General features: G+C 66.7%; 15 protein-coding genes and 1 pseudogene. 6 read left to right on the top strand and 10 right to left on the bottom strand.

Features of this window, described 5'->3' with window-relative positions:
* Positions 1–253, top strand: a pseudogene (locus BRAS3809_RS07735) (ATP-binding protein); the annotation flags it as partial.
* Positions 254–276: 23 nt separating this feature from the next.
* Complete coding sequence (locus BRAS3809_RS07730) at positions 277–1,272, top strand: ABC transporter substrate-binding protein (RefSeq protein ID WP_008961527.1); 996 nt, start codon at positions 277–279, stop codon at positions 1,270–1,272.
* Between the two features lie 346 nt (positions 1,273–1,618).
* On the opposite strand, the gene BRAS3809_RS07725 is transcribed toward BRAS3809_RS07730, so the two are convergent.
* Entirely contained in the window at positions 1,619–2,830 is a 1,212-nt protein-coding gene (locus BRAS3809_RS07725) for a TAXI family TRAP transporter solute-binding subunit (RefSeq protein WP_008961526.1), read from the bottom strand.
* A 423-nt stretch (positions 2,831–3,253) separates the two neighbouring features.
* Between BRAS3809_RS07725 and BRAS3809_RS07720 the strand changes: the two genes are divergently transcribed.
* Positions 3,254–4,261 carry an ABC transporter substrate-binding protein gene (locus BRAS3809_RS07720; RefSeq protein ID WP_008961525.1) on the top strand — a complete coding sequence of 336 codons (1,008 nt, stop codon included), beginning with the start codon at positions 3,254–3,256 and terminating at the stop codon, positions 4,259–4,261.
* 351 nt (positions 4,262–4,612) lie between these two features.
* A complete protein-coding gene (locus BRAS3809_RS07715; RefSeq protein ID WP_240535618.1) occupies positions 4,613–5,848 on the top strand; it encodes an SEL1-like repeat protein in 1,236 nt (411 codons plus the stop codon).
* A gap of 46 nt (positions 5,849–5,894) precedes the next feature.
* Here BRAS3809_RS07715 and BRAS3809_RS07710 read toward each other — a convergent pair whose 3' ends face one another.
* The 8 genes from BRAS3809_RS07710 to soxX all read right to left on the bottom strand — a co-directional run bounded on the left by BRAS3809_RS07710 (position 5,895) and on the right by soxX (position 12,856).
* A complete protein-coding gene (locus BRAS3809_RS07710; protein WP_008961523.1) occupies positions 5,895–7,508 on the bottom strand; it encodes a GMC family oxidoreductase in 1,614 nt (537 codons plus the stop codon).
* 114 nt (positions 7,509–7,622) lie between these two features.
* Complete coding sequence (locus tag BRAS3809_RS07705) at positions 7,623–8,669, bottom strand: MBL fold metallo-hydrolase (protein ID WP_008961522.1); 1,047 nt, start codon at positions 8,667–8,669, stop codon at positions 7,623–7,625.
* A gap of 101 nt (positions 8,670–8,770) precedes the next feature.
* Positions 8,771–10,519 (bottom strand): thiosulfohydrolase SoxB, encoded by a 1,749-nt coding sequence (gene soxB, locus BRAS3809_RS07700; protein ID WP_008961521.1) that lies wholly within the window; start codon positions 10,517–10,519, stop codon positions 8,771–8,773.
* A 10-nt stretch (positions 10,520–10,529) separates the two neighbouring features.
* On the bottom strand, positions 10,530–10,832 hold the full coding sequence (locus BRAS3809_RS07695; RefSeq protein ID WP_035655695.1) for a hypothetical protein: 303 nt from the start codon (positions 10,830–10,832) through the stop codon (positions 10,530–10,532).
* Between the two features lie 47 nt (positions 10,833–10,879).
* The gene (gene soxA, locus BRAS3809_RS07690) at positions 10,880–11,725 is read right to left on the bottom strand and encodes a sulfur oxidation c-type cytochrome SoxA (protein ID WP_008961519.1); all 846 of its coding nucleotides are present in this window, start codon (positions 11,723–11,725) and stop codon (positions 10,880–10,882) included.
* Positions 11,722–12,033 (bottom strand): thiosulfate oxidation carrier complex protein SoxZ, encoded by a 312-nt coding sequence (gene soxZ, locus BRAS3809_RS07685; RefSeq protein ID WP_008961518.1) that lies wholly within the window; start codon positions 12,031–12,033, stop codon positions 11,722–11,724. The genes soxA and soxZ overlap by 4 nt, the downstream gene beginning before the upstream one ends.
* Positions 12,034–12,048: 15 nt before the next feature.
* A complete protein-coding gene (gene soxY, locus BRAS3809_RS07680) occupies positions 12,049–12,543 on the bottom strand; it encodes a thiosulfate oxidation carrier protein SoxY (protein ID WP_008961517.1) in 495 nt (164 codons plus the stop codon).
* A gap of 19 nt (positions 12,544–12,562) precedes the next feature.
* A complete protein-coding gene (gene soxX, locus BRAS3809_RS07675; protein ID WP_008961516.1) occupies positions 12,563–12,856 on the bottom strand; it encodes a sulfur oxidation c-type cytochrome SoxX in 294 nt (97 codons plus the stop codon).
* A gap of 203 nt (positions 12,857–13,059) precedes the next feature.
* On the opposite strand from soxX, the gene BRAS3809_RS07670 reads away from it, so the two are divergent.
* Positions 13,060–13,737: a DUF938 domain-containing protein gene (locus BRAS3809_RS07670; RefSeq protein ID WP_008961515.1), complete on the top strand. Its 678-nt coding sequence runs from the start codon at positions 13,060–13,062 to the stop codon at positions 13,735–13,737.
* Between the two features lie 201 nt (positions 13,738–13,938).
* Here BRAS3809_RS07670 and BRAS3809_RS07665 read toward each other — a convergent pair whose 3' ends face one another.
* A complete protein-coding gene (locus BRAS3809_RS07665) occupies positions 13,939–16,005 on the bottom strand; it encodes a prolyl oligopeptidase family serine peptidase (RefSeq protein ID WP_008961514.1) in 2,067 nt (688 codons plus the stop codon).
* Positions 16,006–16,237: 232 nt separating this feature from the next.
* On the opposite strand from BRAS3809_RS07665, the gene BRAS3809_RS07660 reads away from it, so the two are divergent.
* The gene (locus BRAS3809_RS07660; protein WP_008961513.1) at positions 16,238–17,458 is read left to right on the top strand and encodes an MFS transporter; all 1,221 of its coding nucleotides are present in this window, start codon (positions 16,238–16,240) and stop codon (positions 17,456–17,458) included.
* Positions 17,459–17,519 lie beyond the last annotated feature (61 nt).

Raw genomic sequence — 17,519 nt, 5'->3', positions numbered from 1 at the left:
CGAACGCAAATCGGTGATGCTGATCACCCACTCGGTGGAGGAGGCCGTGTTTCTCGCCTCTCGGATCGTGGTCGTCACCGCGCGTCCGGCCCGCGTCAAGGACATCGTCGCGGTGCCGTTCGCTTATCCCCGCACGGAGCAGCTGCGCGAGCGCCAGGAGTTCGCCGAGCTGCGGGCCCGTGTCGGCCGTCTCGTGATGGACGAGTACAGCGCGCCGACGACGCTGGCGCATTCATTCGTTCCTGCAGACTGAAAACGATAACAGGGAGACGTATCATGGATCGGCGACAATTCCTGGGGACGACGGCCGGGGCCGTCATCGGCGCAGCCACGCTCGCGGCGCCCGCGTTGGCGCAGGCGAAGGCCCGCGTCCGCGCCGGCTACCTGCACACGCTGGCCGTCGACGGCCAGATCTGGACCGGAATGGATCGCGGCTCGTTCGACAAGCAGGGCCTCGATCTGGAGCTGCGCCAGTTCAACACCGGCCTGGAGCTGTTCCAGGCGCTGATCGGCGGCAGCCTCGACGTGCTCGCGACCGGTGCTGTCGTGTCGAACTTCCCGGCGCGCGGCCAGGGCAAGGTGTTCCTGATCAACGACATCGAGGTGGCGACCGCGCAGCTCTGGGTGCGCTCCGATCAGGGCGTGGCGTCCTTCGCCGATCTCAAGGGCAAGCGGATCGCGACCACCACCGGCACCACCGCGCACGTCTTTCTCGACAAGGCGCTGCGCGCCAACAAGGTCGATCCCAAGGAGGTCGAGCTGGTCAACCAGACCATGCCGGCCGCGGTCACCGCCTTCATTTCCGGCGCCGTGCCGGCGGTCGCGCTCTGGGTTCCCTTCAACATCACGGTGCGCGAGAAGGTGCCTGGCGCGGTGAAGCTCGCCGATGCGTCCGCCTATTATCCGCAGGCCGCGATCATGGGCGGCTGGGCCGCGCGCAATGACTATTACGACGCCAACAGGGCCACGCTCGCCAATCTGATCAGGGGCTGGGCCGAGGCGAACGACTACATGATCGCCCATAGCGAGGAGGCGCTTGATTCGCTGCAGAAGGCGCACTACCCGCAGACGCCGCTGTCCGACCTGAAGGAGCAGTTCGCGGCCCAGAAGATGTTCACCGCGCAGGACTGGAAGGCGAAATACGCCGACGGCACCGTCACGGCCTGGCTGCAGCAGTCGACCGACTTCTTCATGGCGAACGCCGGCATCAAGGAGTTCACGCCGGCGAGCAGCTATTTCGATTCGAGCCTGTATCTCACGACGCTGGCGTGAGCCCGCGCTCGACTTTGGCGAGACCTTCAGCCCATCCCCGGTGTCGTCCCGGCGAACGCCGGGACCGTACGCCGCGGCGCCGATGGTGATTCATCGCTGGAGCTCCAACTCGCTCCACGTCCGGCCTCGGTGGCTATGGGTCCCGGCTCGGGGCCGGGACGACGGCGGAATGCTGGGCGAGACTGTTACCACACCCTCGGTGTCGTCCCGGCGAACGCCGGGACCCATACGCCGCGGACCCGCTAGTGAAAAAATGCTGAAGGCCCAGCTCGCTCCAACGCCGGCCTCGGTGGTTATGGGTCCCGGCTCGAGGCCGGGACGACAGCGGAGTGCTGGGCGGCACTCATCACTGCCGCTTGCGCTCGTTCTCCGACCATTCGCGAAACTCGCGAAACAGGCGCTGCTTGTCCGCAACGGTCTCCGGCATCGGCTGCCCCTGGGCCCGCGCCGCGCGGAACTGCTCGAATTGCGCCTGCTGCAGCAGGTCCTGCGCCAGCGGGAAGCGCTGCCATCCCGGCAGGTCCCTGCTGAGATCGACCTCCTGCCACTTCGGATGCCGCGGCGGTTTCTTCAGCTCCGGCAGCCGTGCGAACAACTCCTCGACGAAGCGCGCAACCCGGCGATACCGCTCGCTGGCCGGCGGCCAATTGTTGGTGATGAGGACGGAATCGACCGTCACGGTCGGCACCGCCTGGTTCGAATCGACCAGGCCGGGGTAGAGCGCCGGCTCGAGCTGACCCGGCTGGTACACGTTCTGCAGGCTGCGGCCATAGGGCACTTCGAGCAGGTGCAGATTGTCTCGTGCGGAGATACGCGCCAGGAATCCAGCGGGCTTGCCGGAGAACACCACCGTCGCCGCGATCTCACCCTTCTTGATGGCCTCGATGGCATCGGCCTGGCTGAGATTGACCTCCTGAACCGAGACGCCGAGCAGGCCGAACACGTCGCGGGCCGTGATCTGCGTCGTCGACCCCGCATCCGAGAAGTTCACCTTCTTGTTGGTCAGCTCCTCGATCGTCCGGATGTTGCGGCTAGCGACGACGTGCATCTCCTCGGAGAAAAGCCGGGAGATGTAGACCAGTCGCGTCTCGAGATTGGCCCCGAGCTCGCCCGTCGAGGCGAAGTAGCGCAGCATCTGCGTCGATGTGAGGCCGATATCGACGCCGCGCAGATACAGCACGTCGCGGATGTTCTGGGCGCCGCCGAGGCCGACGATCGGAAGCAGCCTCAGATTGTTGTCGTTCATGACGACGGCGAGATCGTGCGTGATGTCCAGATAAGTCTCTTCGGGACTGCCCGCCACGATCGCGACCGTGTTGGCGTTGAGCTTGGCCTTCCACTGATCCTCGACCCGCAACGGCCGCGCCGGCGCCGCGGCCGGCGGCTGCTCGATCGCGAGCGCGTCGCTGCCGCGCAGGCCGGTGAGCACGAGCGCGGCCAGGGCTGCGCAGAGCGCCATCAGCGGCCGGGGAACGCGGCGCCTCGCCCGATTGCGGACGGCGGATACGGTCCGACCGGTCTCGATCCGAGATAGCGTGCAGCTCTGACTGTCCATCATCGGACCCTCCAGGTCGCTTGTACGTCGCTTGTCAGCAGGCATGACAACGGAACGCCCGATCCGCGACGCGCGAATCCGGCTCAACCGCAACTAAAGAGCGATTAGACGAGTTTTTTCCCGGGCGAAGATCAAGCCACATCTTGGCAGTTGTTTGATCGACGCTACAATTTTAGCGGCATAAAATACGAAAAATAAAGTTGTGATTGAGGCGGTTGTCATGATGGCGCCATACATACCTGAGTTGTTTGCAGGTCCGCAGGTGCCGGCGATGCATCGTTTGTCGCACGCGTGCGCGACGGCGGGCGCGCGAGCCGGAGCGCCAGCGGGGTGGCGCCCTGCGTCGTGGCGCCCTGTAGTCAATGAGTGGCCGAACGCAATCGGCCCGCTTTCCTCATGAAGATGTGATCGGGTTGGGAGGGGATCATGGATCGGCGCAGGTTCGTTGCCGCCAGTTGCAGTTCGCTCGGAGTGGCCGCGGCCGCGATGTCGCTCGGTCGTCCGGCGCTTGCACAGGCGCGTTCGAAAGTCCGGATAGGTCATCTGCATACGCTGGCCGTCGACGGCCAGATCTGGCTCGCGGATCATCTCGGCGCCTGGGCAAGGAATGGTCTCGACCCGCAATTCAGGGAGTTCAAGACCGGCATCGAGCTGTTCACGGCGCTGTCGAGCGGCGAGATCGACATGCTGACAACAGGCGCGGTGATCTCGAACTTTCCGGCGCGCGGCCAGGGCAAGATGTTCCTGGCCAATTCGATCGAGTTCGCCACCGCGCAGCTCTGGGTCCGCGAGGATCAGGGCATCCGGCAGTTCTCCGACCTGCGCGGCAAGCGCGTCGCCACGACGGCCGGCACCACGGCGCATGTCTTCCTGGATAATGCGCTGCGGGAGAATCAGTTCGCCCCGACCGACATCGAGCTCGTCAGCAAGCCGATGCCGGAGGCGGTGAATGCGTTCATCAGCGGTGAGGTCCCCGCGGTCGCATTATGGGTGCCCTTCAACATCGCGGTGCGCGAGAAGGTGACCTGGGCGAAGAAGCTGCTCGACGCGGGGGCTTATTATCCGGGCGCGGCCGTGGTCGGCGGCTGGGCCGCCTCCGCCGCCTATATCGCCGGCAACCGGGCTGTGCTGTTGCGCGTCATCAAGGCCTGGACCGAGGGTAACGACATGCTGATCGCGCGCTCCAACGAGGCCCTCAACGTGCTGCACGAGAAGTACTACGCGCAGGTGCCGGATCGCGACATGCGCGAGCAGTTCGGTGCGATGCGCGTGTTTCCCACCGCCGTCTGGCGGCGCCTTTATAGTAATGGCGCGATCACCGACTGGCTGCAGCAGGTCTCGAACTTCTACGCCCGCATCGGCAAGATTGAAAAGCCCGTTCCGGCCGTCGATTACTTCGATCCCAGCTTGTTCCTTTCTGTCGTCAAGGCGTGACGCCAGTGTTCAGGGCCATTACGACATGCAATCTCCGCGCGATCGCAGAGCAGGGCTTATTTCAGGCAGTTTCCTGGGATTGACGCATCTGATCTCATTTTCCGCCACAATTTTGATTAGTCTATGCTATCTTAGCGTGTCTTGTCGTCGGGGGCTGGACGGGACGATTCGGGGACTCGTGATGTCTGAGCAGGGCGATGGGCCGACCTTCGGCGAGGCGGTCGGTGCATGCGCGCGGCCATCGCGGCCACATCGACCGGCACAGGCGGATCACGGTGTCGGGCGCGAATGCCGGGCGTGGCAATCAAACCTCTAGAGTCGATCGCGCTGTCGGAAGCGCAGCCTTGACGGTTGCCGACGATCCGGGTCGCTCAACAGATTCCTGCATCGGCGGCCAGACGGAACGGGTGGAAAGGGGGAGTTGGCGTGATTGAGAAGGACGACGACAAGTCCCCCAACAGCTTGAACTACTACGTGCCGCGCCGTCCGCGCGAGGTCGACGGCCGGGACGAAGCTCACGTCGAGCTTCCGGCGCCCGCGATCAGCGACCCCGCCAAGCGGCTCGCCCCAGCCGTCGACCCTGCCGGCGTCCGCATCCGCCATGACGTGTTCAGCGAGGCAGTGGCACGGGCGGAGCGACAGCGCCTCGATCCTGAATTCGTCGCCACACCGCCCGTCGAGCCTCGCCGAAAATCCCGCCTGGGCGTGAAGATCTCGCTTGTCTCGGTTGCGATCGCCGCCGCAGTCCTCGCCTACCTGGCCACGTCTCCGACGGCGGGCTCCAAGCTCCGGACCGCCACCGCGTGGTCCGCATTCAAGGCCGCCTATCTGACCGGGGTGCCAGCGCCATCAGCCCCCACGCTGATCGTGAGCGGCAATAGCGGGCCGCCCAATGCGCAGCTCGGGCTCGGCGTCACGATCGAGAACCCGGCCGCCGGCATGGTCGTGATCATCGGCAAGCTGCCGCTGGGCACCCGGGTCACGGTGGGCCGCCGTCTCGGCGCCGAGGAGTGGCGGGTGCCTGCCATGGACGTCGCCGACGCCGTGATCGTGCCGCCAGCGGATTTCGTCGGCGACATGCATCTTTCGCTCGAGCTGCACGATGCGCATGGCACGACGCTGGTGAAGTCGTTCGTGAACCTGACCTGGACCGCTCCGCCCAGCCCCGTCGTCGTCACCGGCTCGACTGCGCCGGAGACCAAGATTGCCACGCCACCGGAGCCGCCGCCGGTCGCCGTGCCGGCCGCGCCGGTGGCCGCGGCCCCGCCGCCGGCGGTGGCCGAACCCGTTCTGGCCTGGACGCCGAATGAGATCGCTGCCTTCGTCCGGCGGGCGCAGGAACTGCTGGCGAGCGGCGAGGTTCAGGCGGCGCGGCTGCAGCTGCTGCGTGCCGCGGAGGCGCGCGATCCGCGGGCCGCCCTGCTTCTCGCAAAGACCTACGATCCGGTGTCGCTGAAGCAGTTCGGTGTGTCCGATGCCGGAACAGACCTCGCCCAGGCGCGGACCTGGTACCAGCGAGCGCGCGAATGGGGATCGCCGGAGGCGCAGCGTCAGCTCGATGCGCTGGCGAGCTATCCGCGGCGCTGACGATGATCCCGATGCGTTGCGTCTGAAATCGCAACGCCGCCCGAGTTCAGCACGCCCGCGCGGGCGCGCCGACGACGAGCGCCGCGCCGCGTTCGCCGATCATGAGGCTGGTGGCATTGGTATTCGCCGAGGTGATCTGCGGCATCACCGAGGCGTCGATGACGCGCAGACGGTCCACGCCGCGCACGCGCAACGCGGGATCGAGCACCGCGCTATCATCGCTGCCCATGCGGCACGTGCCGACCGGGTGAAACACGGTGCCTCCAGTCGTGCGCGCGAAGTCCCACAGGCCGGACGCGCTCGCCGCCGCCGCACCCGGCGCGACCTCGACGTCCCAAAGTGGACGGAACGACGGCTGCTGGAAGATGTCGCGCAGCATCTGGAGACCGGCGACGATGGTCTTGCGGTCGATGTCCTCGGCGAAATAGTTCGGCATGATCGCGGGCTGCTCGAACGGATCGGACGAGCGGATCGCGATGCGGCCGCGTGATTGCGGATGACATTGCCAGACCGACGCGGTGAAGCCGGAATAGCTGTGCAGCGGCGTGCCCGGCTTGTCGACGGATAGCGGCATCACATTGAACTGCACATCGGGGCGCGAGGCGGGGGCGAGATGTGTGCAGGCCGCGCCGCCGACCTGGCCGGCGCCGGCCGTCAGCGGACCGCGGCCGGCGAACAGCCATTGCAGCCCCATCCTGGCGAGCTGATAGGGACTGCGGACCTGGTCGTTCACCGAGATCGGCTGTCTCAGGCGCACGATCATGCGCGCCTGGTAATGGTCCTGCAGGTTCCCGCCGACCTCCGGAGCATCGGCGACGACGGGAATGCCGAGCGGGCGCAGCAGATCCGCCGGACCGATCCCCGACAGTTGCAGCAATTGCGGCGATTGCAGCGCTCCGGCCGCGAGCAGAACCTCGCGATCGGCCGCGGCGGATTCCACCTTGCCGTCCTTGATCCACTCCACGCCGGTCGCGGAGCGTCCACGGCACGTCACGCGGCTCACCTGGACGCCGGTGAGGACGGTCAGGTTGGCGCGGTCCATGACGGGGTGGAGGAAGGCGGTCGCCGCGCTGGAGCGCCAGTGGCGGCCGATGCCGAGCTGATAGCTGCCGGCACCGAGAGTGGTGGGACCATTGAAGTCGGGATTGCGCGGCAGCCCGAATTCGGTGGCGGCATCGACCCAGGCCTGCGAAGCGGGATTGCCGGTGCGAAGCTCAGATACGGCGAATTCGCCCAAGCCGCCATGATACTGACTGTCGCCGCCCTGGTAGCGTTCGTAGCGCCGGAAATAGGGCAGCAGGTCGTTGTAGCTCCAGCCGCGCGCGCCCGCCCGCTCCCAGTCGTCGAAGCCGGCCGGCTCGCCGCGGATGAAGATCAGGCCGTTGATCGATGATGAGCCGCCGAGCACGCGGCCGCGGGGCCAGACGATCGTGCGGCCGGCCGTGACCTCGCTCGGCTCGGTGTCGAACAGCCGCGCGAAGCGCGTGTCGTAGATGGCCTTGTAGTAGCCGATCGGAATCCTGAGCCAGAAATGCCGATCCGAGCCGCCGGCTTCGAGCAGCAGCACGCGGCAGGCGGGATCGGCCGACAATCTGTTGGCGAGCACGCATCCCGCTGAACCCGCGCCGACGATGATGTAGTCATACCCGCCCGCAGCCATGGCCCTGTCCCCGGGAACGCGACGCAACTCGGCGGCGCATCGATCATGACCGCCCGTGCCGCATCTTGACGCCGCGAAAAGTCGGCGTCCATCACGGCAGGGTCATGGCGTGTTTCACGGCTCGCCTGCAACCGTCGGTCCGCCCGCCTTCCGCCACGCATCGAGCCCGCCCTCGATATGCGCGGTATTGAGCAGTCCGGCCGCTTGCGCGGTCTGCACCGCCATGGCCGAGCGCTCGCCATAGGCGCAGAAGAACACGATGCGGCGCCCGGTGGCTGCGGCGACCTCGCGCAGCATGCCGCCCGGCTTGAGATTGTCGGCGATCCCGGGGTAGGGCGCGTGCAGCGCGCCCGCCAGCGTGCCATGCTTGGCGCGCTCGGACCGCTCGCGCAGATCGACCAGCAGCACGTCCGGTCGTCCGAGACATTCGATCGCCTCGCGCGCCGACAGCGACAGTCCCTGCCTGGCGAGTTCCTCCTGGTGCAGCCCCACGCGCATGTTGGCCGGCACGGCGACATCCATCATCGTCGGATTGGGCAGCTTCAGACTGGCCATCAGGGCGACATAGTCGTCGATGGACGTCACCTGCAGGCGCGGATTGTAGCGGTGCTCTTCGCCGATGGTCGAGACGGTGTCACCCTTGTAGTCGTGCGCGGGGTAGACCAGCGTGTCGTCGGGCAGCCGCAGCAGCTTGTTGAAGATCGACTCGTATTGCTGCCGCGCGTCGCCGTTCTGGAAGTCGGTGCGGCCGGTGCCGCGGATCAGCAGCGTGTCCCCGGTGAAGACGCGGTCGTCCATCACGAAGCTGTAGGAATCGTCGGTGTGCCCCGGCGTATACATCACCTCCAGGCTGAGGCCCTCGATCGCGATCCTGTCGCCTTCGCCGACCCGCATCGCCACGACGTCGGCCTTGGTCTGCTCGCCCATGATCGTGACGCAATGGGTGCGGTCGCGCAGCGCGCCGAGGCCGGTGACGTGATCGGCATGCAGATGCGTGTCGACCGCCTTGACCAGGCGCAGGTCGAGCTCGCGCAGCAGCTGGCAATAGCGCTCGACCTTCTCCAGCACGGGATCGATGATGACAGCCTCGCCGCCGCTGCGGCTGGCCAGGATGTAGCTGTAGGTTCCCGAGACGCTGTCGAACAATTGGCGGAAGATCATCGGCACATCCTCCGATTCGGATCATCTCACGAATAGAGCACGATGATCGTCGATCGCAACATCGCCGGCTGCCGCGGTGCGCAGTGCAGCACAAGCGCGTCTCAGGTCTGTGACGCAAATCCGGGATTGCCGTCCACGCCCGACAGCGTGACCTTGCTCGTTCCCGTCAGCACGAGCTGGCCGTCGCGCAGGTGGTTGGCGACGACGTCCCATACCGGCTTGCCGTCCTGCGCGTTCATCGAGGCCCAGCCTGCGACCTTGTAGCTCTTGCTCGCCTCCAATGGACGGCCATTGTCGAGCGTGAGATCGGAGATGCGGCGTCCGATCGGCTCCGATGGCGCGCAGCGGTAGGAAAAGCCGCCGATGCGAACCATGTCGCCGCCCTGCTGCAGATAGGGATCGGCGTTGAAGAGATTGTCGCAGACGTCCTCCAGCACGGCCTTGATGTCCGCGCCGGTCATCCGCTGCACATAGGTCTCGGGATAGCTGATCGCAGTCTGCGCCAGCACGTCTTCGAGCATGATGGACTGGCCGGAGAGCACCGTCGGTCCCCAGCGGAACCCGGGCGACAGCGCGATCTCGGCATCGAGTTCGCGGCGCAGCGCGGCGCAGATCATATCGTCGGTCGCGCCCTCGAAATTGCCGCGGCGATACAACAGCCGGTCGGACGTCGCGAGCTTCTCGCTCCAGGCCGCGACCTGCGGCTGCTGGGTCTGGTCGATCAGTGCCTGCATCGCGGGATCCGGCTTCACGAGTTCCGAATACACCGGCAGCAGTCGGTAGCGCGCATCGGCGACTCGGCCCTTGCCGACATCGAGGTCGAGCACGCCGATGAATTTGCCGTTCGACCCGGCATTGGTGACGAGCGTCGTCCCCTTGGCGTTGCTGACCGCGACCGGCTGCGGGACCGCATCATGGGTATGTCCGCCGAGGATGACGTCGATGCCGGTGACGCGGCTTGCGAGCTTGAGGTCGACATCCATGCCGTTGTGCGACAGCAGGATCACCGCATCGACCTTGTCGGCGCCGCGCAAGGCATCGACCAGCTTCTGCAGCTCCTCCTCGCGGATGCCGAAGGTCCAGTCCGGCGTGAAGCGACGGGGATGGGCGATCGGCACGTAAGGGAAGGCCTGGCCGACGACAGCGATGCGCGCGCCGCCGACCTCCTTGATGGTGGCCGGCTTGAACACGCGGCCCGAGCCGCGATCGAACGCCTTGGCGTCGTTGAATGCGGCTTCTTCGGTGAGGAACACGTTCTGCGCCAGGAACTCGCCCTTGAAGCGCGCGAGGTTGGCGCGCAGCGCCTCCTCGCCATAGGTGAACTCCCAATGCCCGGTCATGGCGTCGATGCCGAGCAGGTTGGCAGCGCTGACCATGTCGGCGCCGCGCATCGCGTTGGCAAGTCCGGTGCCCTGCCAGAGATCGCCGCCGTCAAGCAGCAGCGAGCGGCGGTCGCCGGCATCACTGCGCAGCTTGTCGATCAGCGTCTTCAGATGCGCGAAGCCGCCCATCTTGCCGAAGCGGCCGGCATATTTCTCGAACTCGAACGAGGTGAAGGCATAGGCCTCGGCGCTATCAGGGCGGATGCCGTAGCGGTCGAGGAAGGCGCGTTCGACCAGATGCGGCGGCTTGCCCCACATCTCGCCGATGCCGAGATTGACGCTGGGCTCGCGGAAATACACCGGCCGCAGCTGCGCATGCGTATCCGTGATGTGCAGGATGCGCGCATTGCCGAATTTCTCGATGTCGTAGAGGCTGACGGTGTCGGCGGCGCGGGCGCCGCGCAGCAGCGCCGGCGCGGGGAGCATCGCGGCACCCGAAGCTTTCAGAAAATCCCGGCGCCGAATCATCGCTCGCGTCCTAGCGGATCTCCAGGTCCTTCCAGCGCTGCATCTCGCTGGTGGCCTGGACGATCGAGGCCTTGGCGAGCGCCTCGGCCTCCTGCGCCGATTTCACGGCCGAATCGAAATTGCCGGACTCCGCCGCCTTCTTCGCAGCGTTCAGGGCGGCTTGTGTCACGGTCCATTGGTTGCGCAGACGTCCGGCTTCCTTGTTGGCGCTCTCGGCCGCCGCGGCAGCCGCGAGATAGTCGGCTTCCGACGCGGCCCGCGCCGAGCCGGCGCAGACCGTCGCCACCATCGTGGCGAACACGATCTTTTTCATGACGTTTGTTGTTGAGACATGTCTTGGGAAATGTCTTGGGAAATGTCTCATGGCCGCGCTCCCGGTCCCGACACCGGCAGGCCGTTCGACACGTAGGACAGATAATATTCGAGGTTGCGGTATTCGTCCGACTGCGGCTCCAGCGGCACGGCGCGCGTCTGGCTGTTGCAGGTGACGATACGGCGACTGATCGTGCCCATGCCGCTCCATTCGGAGCGGTAGATCGGCATCGCGTTGAGGATGCCGAGCGCCGGCGCCAGGATCTCGGCGCGGATGCGCTCGCCCGGGCTTTGCACATGGCAGCTCGCGCAGGAGAAGTTCAGCTGGCCGCGGCGGGTGTAGAAATATTCCTTGCCCTTCTCATAGGCCTCCAGCGCGCGCGGATCGTCGGGGATCCTGATGTCGAAGCGCTTGCCGCGCGAGGTGTAGGCCATGTAGGCGGTCAGCGACGCCATCTCGTCCTTGACGTAGGAATAGGGCTGTTCGCCATTGGCTTCGCGGCAGCGGTTCAGCGCCAGCTCGAGCGTGACGACCTTGCCTTCCTTGTCGTCGAAATAGGGATAGTTCTGCCGGATGCCGATGCCGCCGTTCGGGAAGCAGTCGGCATAGGTCTTGCCGTTCTTGAACGGCTTGGCGAACATCTCCTTGCCGGCCTCGAGCGCGAACTCGTAGGGCGGAAACTGCTCCTTCTCCTCCCACTGCCGGCGCATGTCGGCGTTCATCGAATAGGGGCCGTTGACGAAGTCGTCGAACGCCACCTTCGGGAACTTCTTGACGAAGTAGTCCTGGAACGCCTTGGCGTCGGCGGGCGGGTTCGGCTTGTCCTCGGCCATGGCGGTCGCGCCGAGGCCGAGCGCCGTGGCGGCGACGAGGAGGGCGCGCAGCGCGCTCATTGGATCGTTGCCGTCAGGCTGTCGGTCGCGCCCTTGTTGTCGACCCAGCTCACCTTGAGCTCGTCGCCCTTGGCCGCGCCCTTGAAGGCGAACTTCACATAGGGGTCCTTGGACACCGCGGTGCCCCAGTCGGCCAGGAAGACGGTCTTGTCCTTGTGGGTGAAGGTCAGCTGCTGGATGTAGTGCGCAGGGATCAGTTCGCCCTTGGCGTCCTTGACGAGGCCCGTATCCATCGGGTGCTGGATCAGGGTCTGCACCTCGGCGTTCTCGCCGTTCAGGATCGCGCGGACGCGAATGCTCGATGCCATGGTGGATCTCCTTCCCTAGCCGCCGCAGCCGCCGACGGTGACCTTGACCTCCTTGGTCGCGCTGTAGAGCTTGCCGCCGGATTCGACGAGCGCGATCACGTTGGAGGTTTTCGCCATCTTCAGCCGGTTCGCCACCGCCGGCACCGTGCCCTCGGGGATGTGATAGGAGGCGGCCAGGGCGAACGGGTTCTCGGCGACGATGAACGAGATCGAGGTGACGTTCGGCAGCGACGTCGTGACCGCGATCGGCACCACGCCGCCGTTCTCGGCGATTTCAGGCGCATCCAGCTTGATCTTGTCGGAGGCCTCGTGGTCGCGGCCATAAAGCGCCTTGATGGCGTCGCCAGCGTTCTTCTGCTTGAAGGCGTCCTCGGGATATTTGTTGTCGTTGGTCGCGGCAAACACGGGCGCGGCGTGCAGCACGGCGTTGCCGAGGCCGATCAGCGCGACGAGGCCGGCGCCCTTCAGGATCAGCCGGCGATTGGCCCACGGGCCGGACGAGGCAGTCATTCAGTCTCTCCAAACGGAATCAGAGGGTCTGCAGGAAATCGACGATGGCGCTGATTTCCTGCTCGGTCAGGATACGGTTGCGGCCGAACGGCGGCATCACCGTCAACGGGTTGCGGACCGTCTCGTCGTTGAGGATCGCGGTCAGCTCGGCACGGTCGTAGCGGCCCTTGAGGTTCTCCAGCTTGGGCCCGATCGAGCCCGGCAGATCGCCACCCTTGATCTCGTGGCAGGTCAGGCAGTTGCCCTTGCCGCGGTCGAAGGCGAGCTTCTGGCCCTCGGCGGCGCCGGACTGGGCGTGGGCGGCTGCGGACATGGAAAGGGACATGGCGAGCGAAAGCCCCAGCGCCAGGGCGGTACGCATGACGGATGTGATCAAGATGAAGTTCCGACGTCTCGGTGATGTCAGCAATATAGGGGCTGCAAAGCATAAAGACCATCGGCTGACAATGCGGCTATGGTGGCCGGCGCAACGCGGTTAACGAGGCGGTCCAGCTCGGCGGCCCCGGGAGTTTGGCAATGGCAGAGTACGTGGTGGAGTTTGGCCGGGACGGCCGGCCGGTGGAACCGGACGGACGGCTGGATGCCGCCGCGTTCCACCGCAACCATCAGCCGATCTGGGCGGTGCTGGCGCGGCTGCTCGAGGGCTCCTCGGGCGACGTGCTGGAGGCCGGCAGCGGCACCGGCCAGCACATCGTGCATTTCGCCGCGCAGCGGCCGGACCTCGTCTGGTGGCCGAGCGACCTCAACGACAATCACCTGGCGAGCATTGCGGCGTGGCGCAAGCATGCCGGTCTGCCGAACATCCGCGACGCCCAGCGCATCGACCTGTCCGATCCCGGCTGGGTCGGCGCATTCCGCGCCGCCGGCGGGCCTGCGCGCCTGAGCGCGATCTTCTGCGCCAACGTCATCCACATCGCGCCCTGGACGGTCGCGGAGGGATTGTTCAAGGGCGCTGGCGAGATGCTGTCCCCGGACGGGCTGCTGGTGCTCTACGGCCCGTTCAAGCGCGACGGCAAGCACACCGCCGTCAGCAACGCGGTGTTCGATACGTCGTTGCGCGAGGGCAACCCGGACTGGGGCGTGCGCGACATCACCGACCTCGAAGCGCTGGCGGCGCGCAACGGCCTGGCCCTTCGCGAGACGGTGGAGATGCCGGCCAACAACATGATCCTGGTGTTCGCACGGACAACCTGAATTGCCGAAAGCGCATCGCCGCCCAGGGTCGTCGTCCCGGCGAACGCCGGGACCCATAACCACAGGGAGCAGTTGTGACGCGAAATCGGCGTGACGTCTGTCCTCGCGACACACTCCTGCTGCGGCGTATGGATCCCGGCGTTCGCCGGGATGACGGCGGTGGATGGGGCCGGCAGCACGCCCTGCAAAGAAGCGCAGTCGCTATCCCATCTCCAGCCCCACATGCCGCGCCAGAAACCGCGTGCCCAGGGTGATGAAGCTGGCGCGTTCGCGGTTGTCGGTGCCGTAGCCGTGGCCGCCGGCGGCGGGCTCGTAGAAGTAGCTGTCGTAGCCCATGGCCTGCAGCTTGGCGGTCATCTTGCGCGCGTGGCCCGGATGCACGCGGTCGTCGCGGCGGGTGGTGGCGATCAGGATCGGCGGATAAGGCTGTCCGGGCCTCGCGGTGTGATAGGCCGAGTAGGTCTGCAACCAGCCCCAATCCTCGTCCTTGTCGGGATCGCCGTATTCCGCGATCCAGCTCGCGCCGGCGAGCAGCTTCGTATAGCGGCGCATGTCGATCAGCGGGATTGTGCAGAACAGCGCGCCGAAGCGCTCGGGATAGCGCACCAGCATGTTGGTGATCAGGATGCCGCCATTGGAGCCGCCCTGCGCCGCGATCCGCTTCGGCACGGTGACGCCCCGCTGCACGAGATCGGCGGCGACGGCGGCGAAATCATCATGCGCGAGCCGCTTGCCGGCATAGCGTCCGGCATCATGCCAGGCGGTGCCGAACTCGCCGCCGCCGCGGATATTGGCCTCGACCAGCGTCCCGCCGCGCTCCAGCCAGAGCTTGCCGAGCGCCGCATTGTAGGCCGGGAGGATGCTGTGGCCGAACCCGCCATAGGCGCTCATATACACTGGCGCGTCGCCGGTCGGCCTGGCCGGCCCGGTCAGCGTGTAGGGAATGCGCTCGCCGTCGATCGAGATGGCCTCGTGCCGCGTCACCACATAGCCGTCGGCGGTGAAGGTGCGCGGCGCCTGCTTCAGCGTCGAAGGTGTGCCGAAGTCCTCGATCAGCTGCAGCGTCGGCGGGGTCAGCGGATCCTGGATGCTGGCGAGCAGGTCGCCGTTGCCCGTCAGCTCGTCGGCGTCGAGCGGCCAGACGTTGACGGTGGCCAGCTCGGGCAGTTCGGGAAGCTGCTGGTGGCTCCAGCCTTGTGCCGACGGCGTCCATACGTCGAACCGCGGCCTGAGCTCGTCGAGGATCGACAACACGAGCCGGCCGCCAGCCCAATACAGGCCCTGCAAAGCGCTGCGCGGGCCCGGCTCGAACAGGCGGATGAACGCGCGCGAGCCTGCGAGAAATGCCGAGAGCTGGATCCCGAGCACGACATCGGCCGCATGCGTGGTTCCGCCCACGGTCCAGGGCTGGCGCAGCTTGATCGCAAGCCAGTCGCCGTCCGGCGTGGCCCAACTGTCCGTCGGCAGGTCGAGCCGCGTCCGCGCGCCGCCGGCGTCGCCGAGCCAAAGATGATGGTTGAAGAAATCGAGCCCTTCCGAAAACCATACCCTGAACGGCGTGACGCTGCGATCGACACCGGCGCGCACCCATACCGACTGCTCGTTCTCGGCGGCGAAGATGACCGTCGCCGCATCGACCGGCTCGCCGCGGCGCCACCGCCGCACCGTGCGCGCATAGCCGGAGGGCGTCGCCATGCCTTCGCCGTAAGCGCTCGACAGCAGCAGCGTATCGGCATCGAGCCAGTCGACACTGCCTTTGGCCTCCGTCAACGTGAAGCCGTCGTCGATGAAGCGCTTCGTGGCGAGATCGAACTCGCGCAGCACCACCGCGTCACTGCCGCCGCGCGACAGCGACAGGATCGCGCGCTCATGCGCCGGCGGCAGGCTCGTGACCCGGTTCAGTGCCCAGTCCTCACCCTCGTCGGCCGCGAGCCGATCGATGTCGAGGAGCGCCTCCCATTGCGGCTGCGGTTTCCGGAACTCGTCCAGCGACGTGCGCCGCCACAGGCCGCGCGGATGCGCCGCGTCCTTCCATTGATTGTAGAGCAGCCCGCCGCGGCGGCTGACGAACGGGATGTTGTCGGGCCGGTCGAAGATCGCCGCCAGCGTGTCGCGATCCCTTTCGAAGCCGGCGCCGCCGAACGCGGCCAGCGTGCGCTGGTTTTGCGCCGCGACGAAGGCGAGCGCGGGCTCGCCTTCGATGTCCTCGAGCCACAGATGCGGATCGTCATCGGGGGCGCCGAGGGTCGGACGATCGTCGATTGACATGGCTCAAGCTCCGCAGCGCCGATGACGCGAGAATACCGCCGGCTTGATTAGCCGGGCCGGCCAGGGCTGTCGAATCAACCGCCATGAATCGATCGCCATGCATCGATCGTCATGCATCGATGGTCATGCATGGCTTGCCCCTGATCCGGACCGTTGCCTCCGGCGCGGCCTTCCCGCAATAGTGCGGCTATACCCGAGCAGGAGCGCGTGCCCGCGCCTCCGGACATCCGAGATGATCGACCTGACCGTGAGCGACGACACTTCCAACGATGCCCGCGCCCGCCGCAACGTGGCGCGCCTGGCTGCCGCACAGGCGCTGACCGGCGCCAACTCGGCGGTGATCTTCGCCACCGGCGCGATCGTCGGCGTCACCATCGCCCCGAATATCGGGCTCGCGACCGTGCCGATCTCGATGTACGTCGTCGGCCTCGCCGCCGGCACCCTGCCGACCGGGGCAATCTCGCGCCGCTATGGCCGCCGCGTGGCGTTCCTGATCGGCACCGGCTGCGGCGCGATCACCGGCGTGCTCGGCTGCCTCGCGATTCTGCGCGGCTCGTTCGCGCTGTTCTGCCTCGCCACCTTTCTCGGCGGCCTCTATGGCGCCGTCGCACAATCCTACCGCTTCGCGGCGGCGGATGGCGCCAGTGCGGAGTTCAGGCCCAAGGCGGTGTCCTGGGTGATGGCCGGCGGCATCTTCGCCGGCCTGCTCGGTCCGCAGCTCGTGCAATGGACCATGGACGTCTGGCAGCCCTATCTGTTCGCCTTCAGCTACCTGGTGCAGGCGGCGGTCGCGCTGATCGCGATGGGCATCGTTGCCGGCGTCGACCTGCCGAAGCCCGAAGCCGCCGACCTGCACGGCGGCCGGCCGCTCTTCGCCATCGTGCGCCAGCCGCGCTTCATCTCGGCCGCGCTGTGCGGCACCATCGCCTATCCGGTGATGAATCTGGTGATGACCTCGGCGCCGCTCGCCATGCAGATGTGCGGGCTCACCGTGTCGGATTCCAATTTCGGCCTGCAATGGCACATCGTCGCGATGTACGGCCCGAGCTTCTTCACGGGATCGCTGATCGCCCGCTTCGGCGCGCCGGTCATCGTCGCGCTCGGCCTGGCGCTGGAAGCGGTCGCCGCGATCATCGGCCTGTCGGGCCTCACCGCGATGCACTTCTGGGCCACGCTGGTGGCGCTCGGCGTCGGCTGGAATTTCGGCTTCGTCGGTGCCTCCGCGCTGGTGCTGGAGACGCATAGCTCGGCCGAGCGCAACAAGGTGCAGGCCTTCAACGATTTCCTGATCTTCGGCCTGATGGCGCTGGGCTCGTTCTCGTCGGGGCAATTGCTCGCGCATTTCGGCTGGTCCGCGGTGAACATGGTGGTGTTCCCGCCGGTGCTGCTGGGGCTGTGCGTGCTGGCGCTGGTGTGGTCGTCGAGGCGGCGGGTGGTGGCGGAGCGGGGCTAGCAGCCGCGCGCTACGAGAATGCTGACAGTCAAGCCACGCGGGCAGTGCACCCTCTCCCCTT

Source organism: Bradyrhizobium sp. STM 3809 (assembly GCF_000239795.1).
Lineage (GTDB): Bacteria > Pseudomonadota > Alphaproteobacteria > Rhizobiales > Xanthobacteraceae > Bradyrhizobium.
Note: the sequence above shows the minus strand (reverse complement) of the source record. Positions and strands in the feature narration are given on the sequence as shown.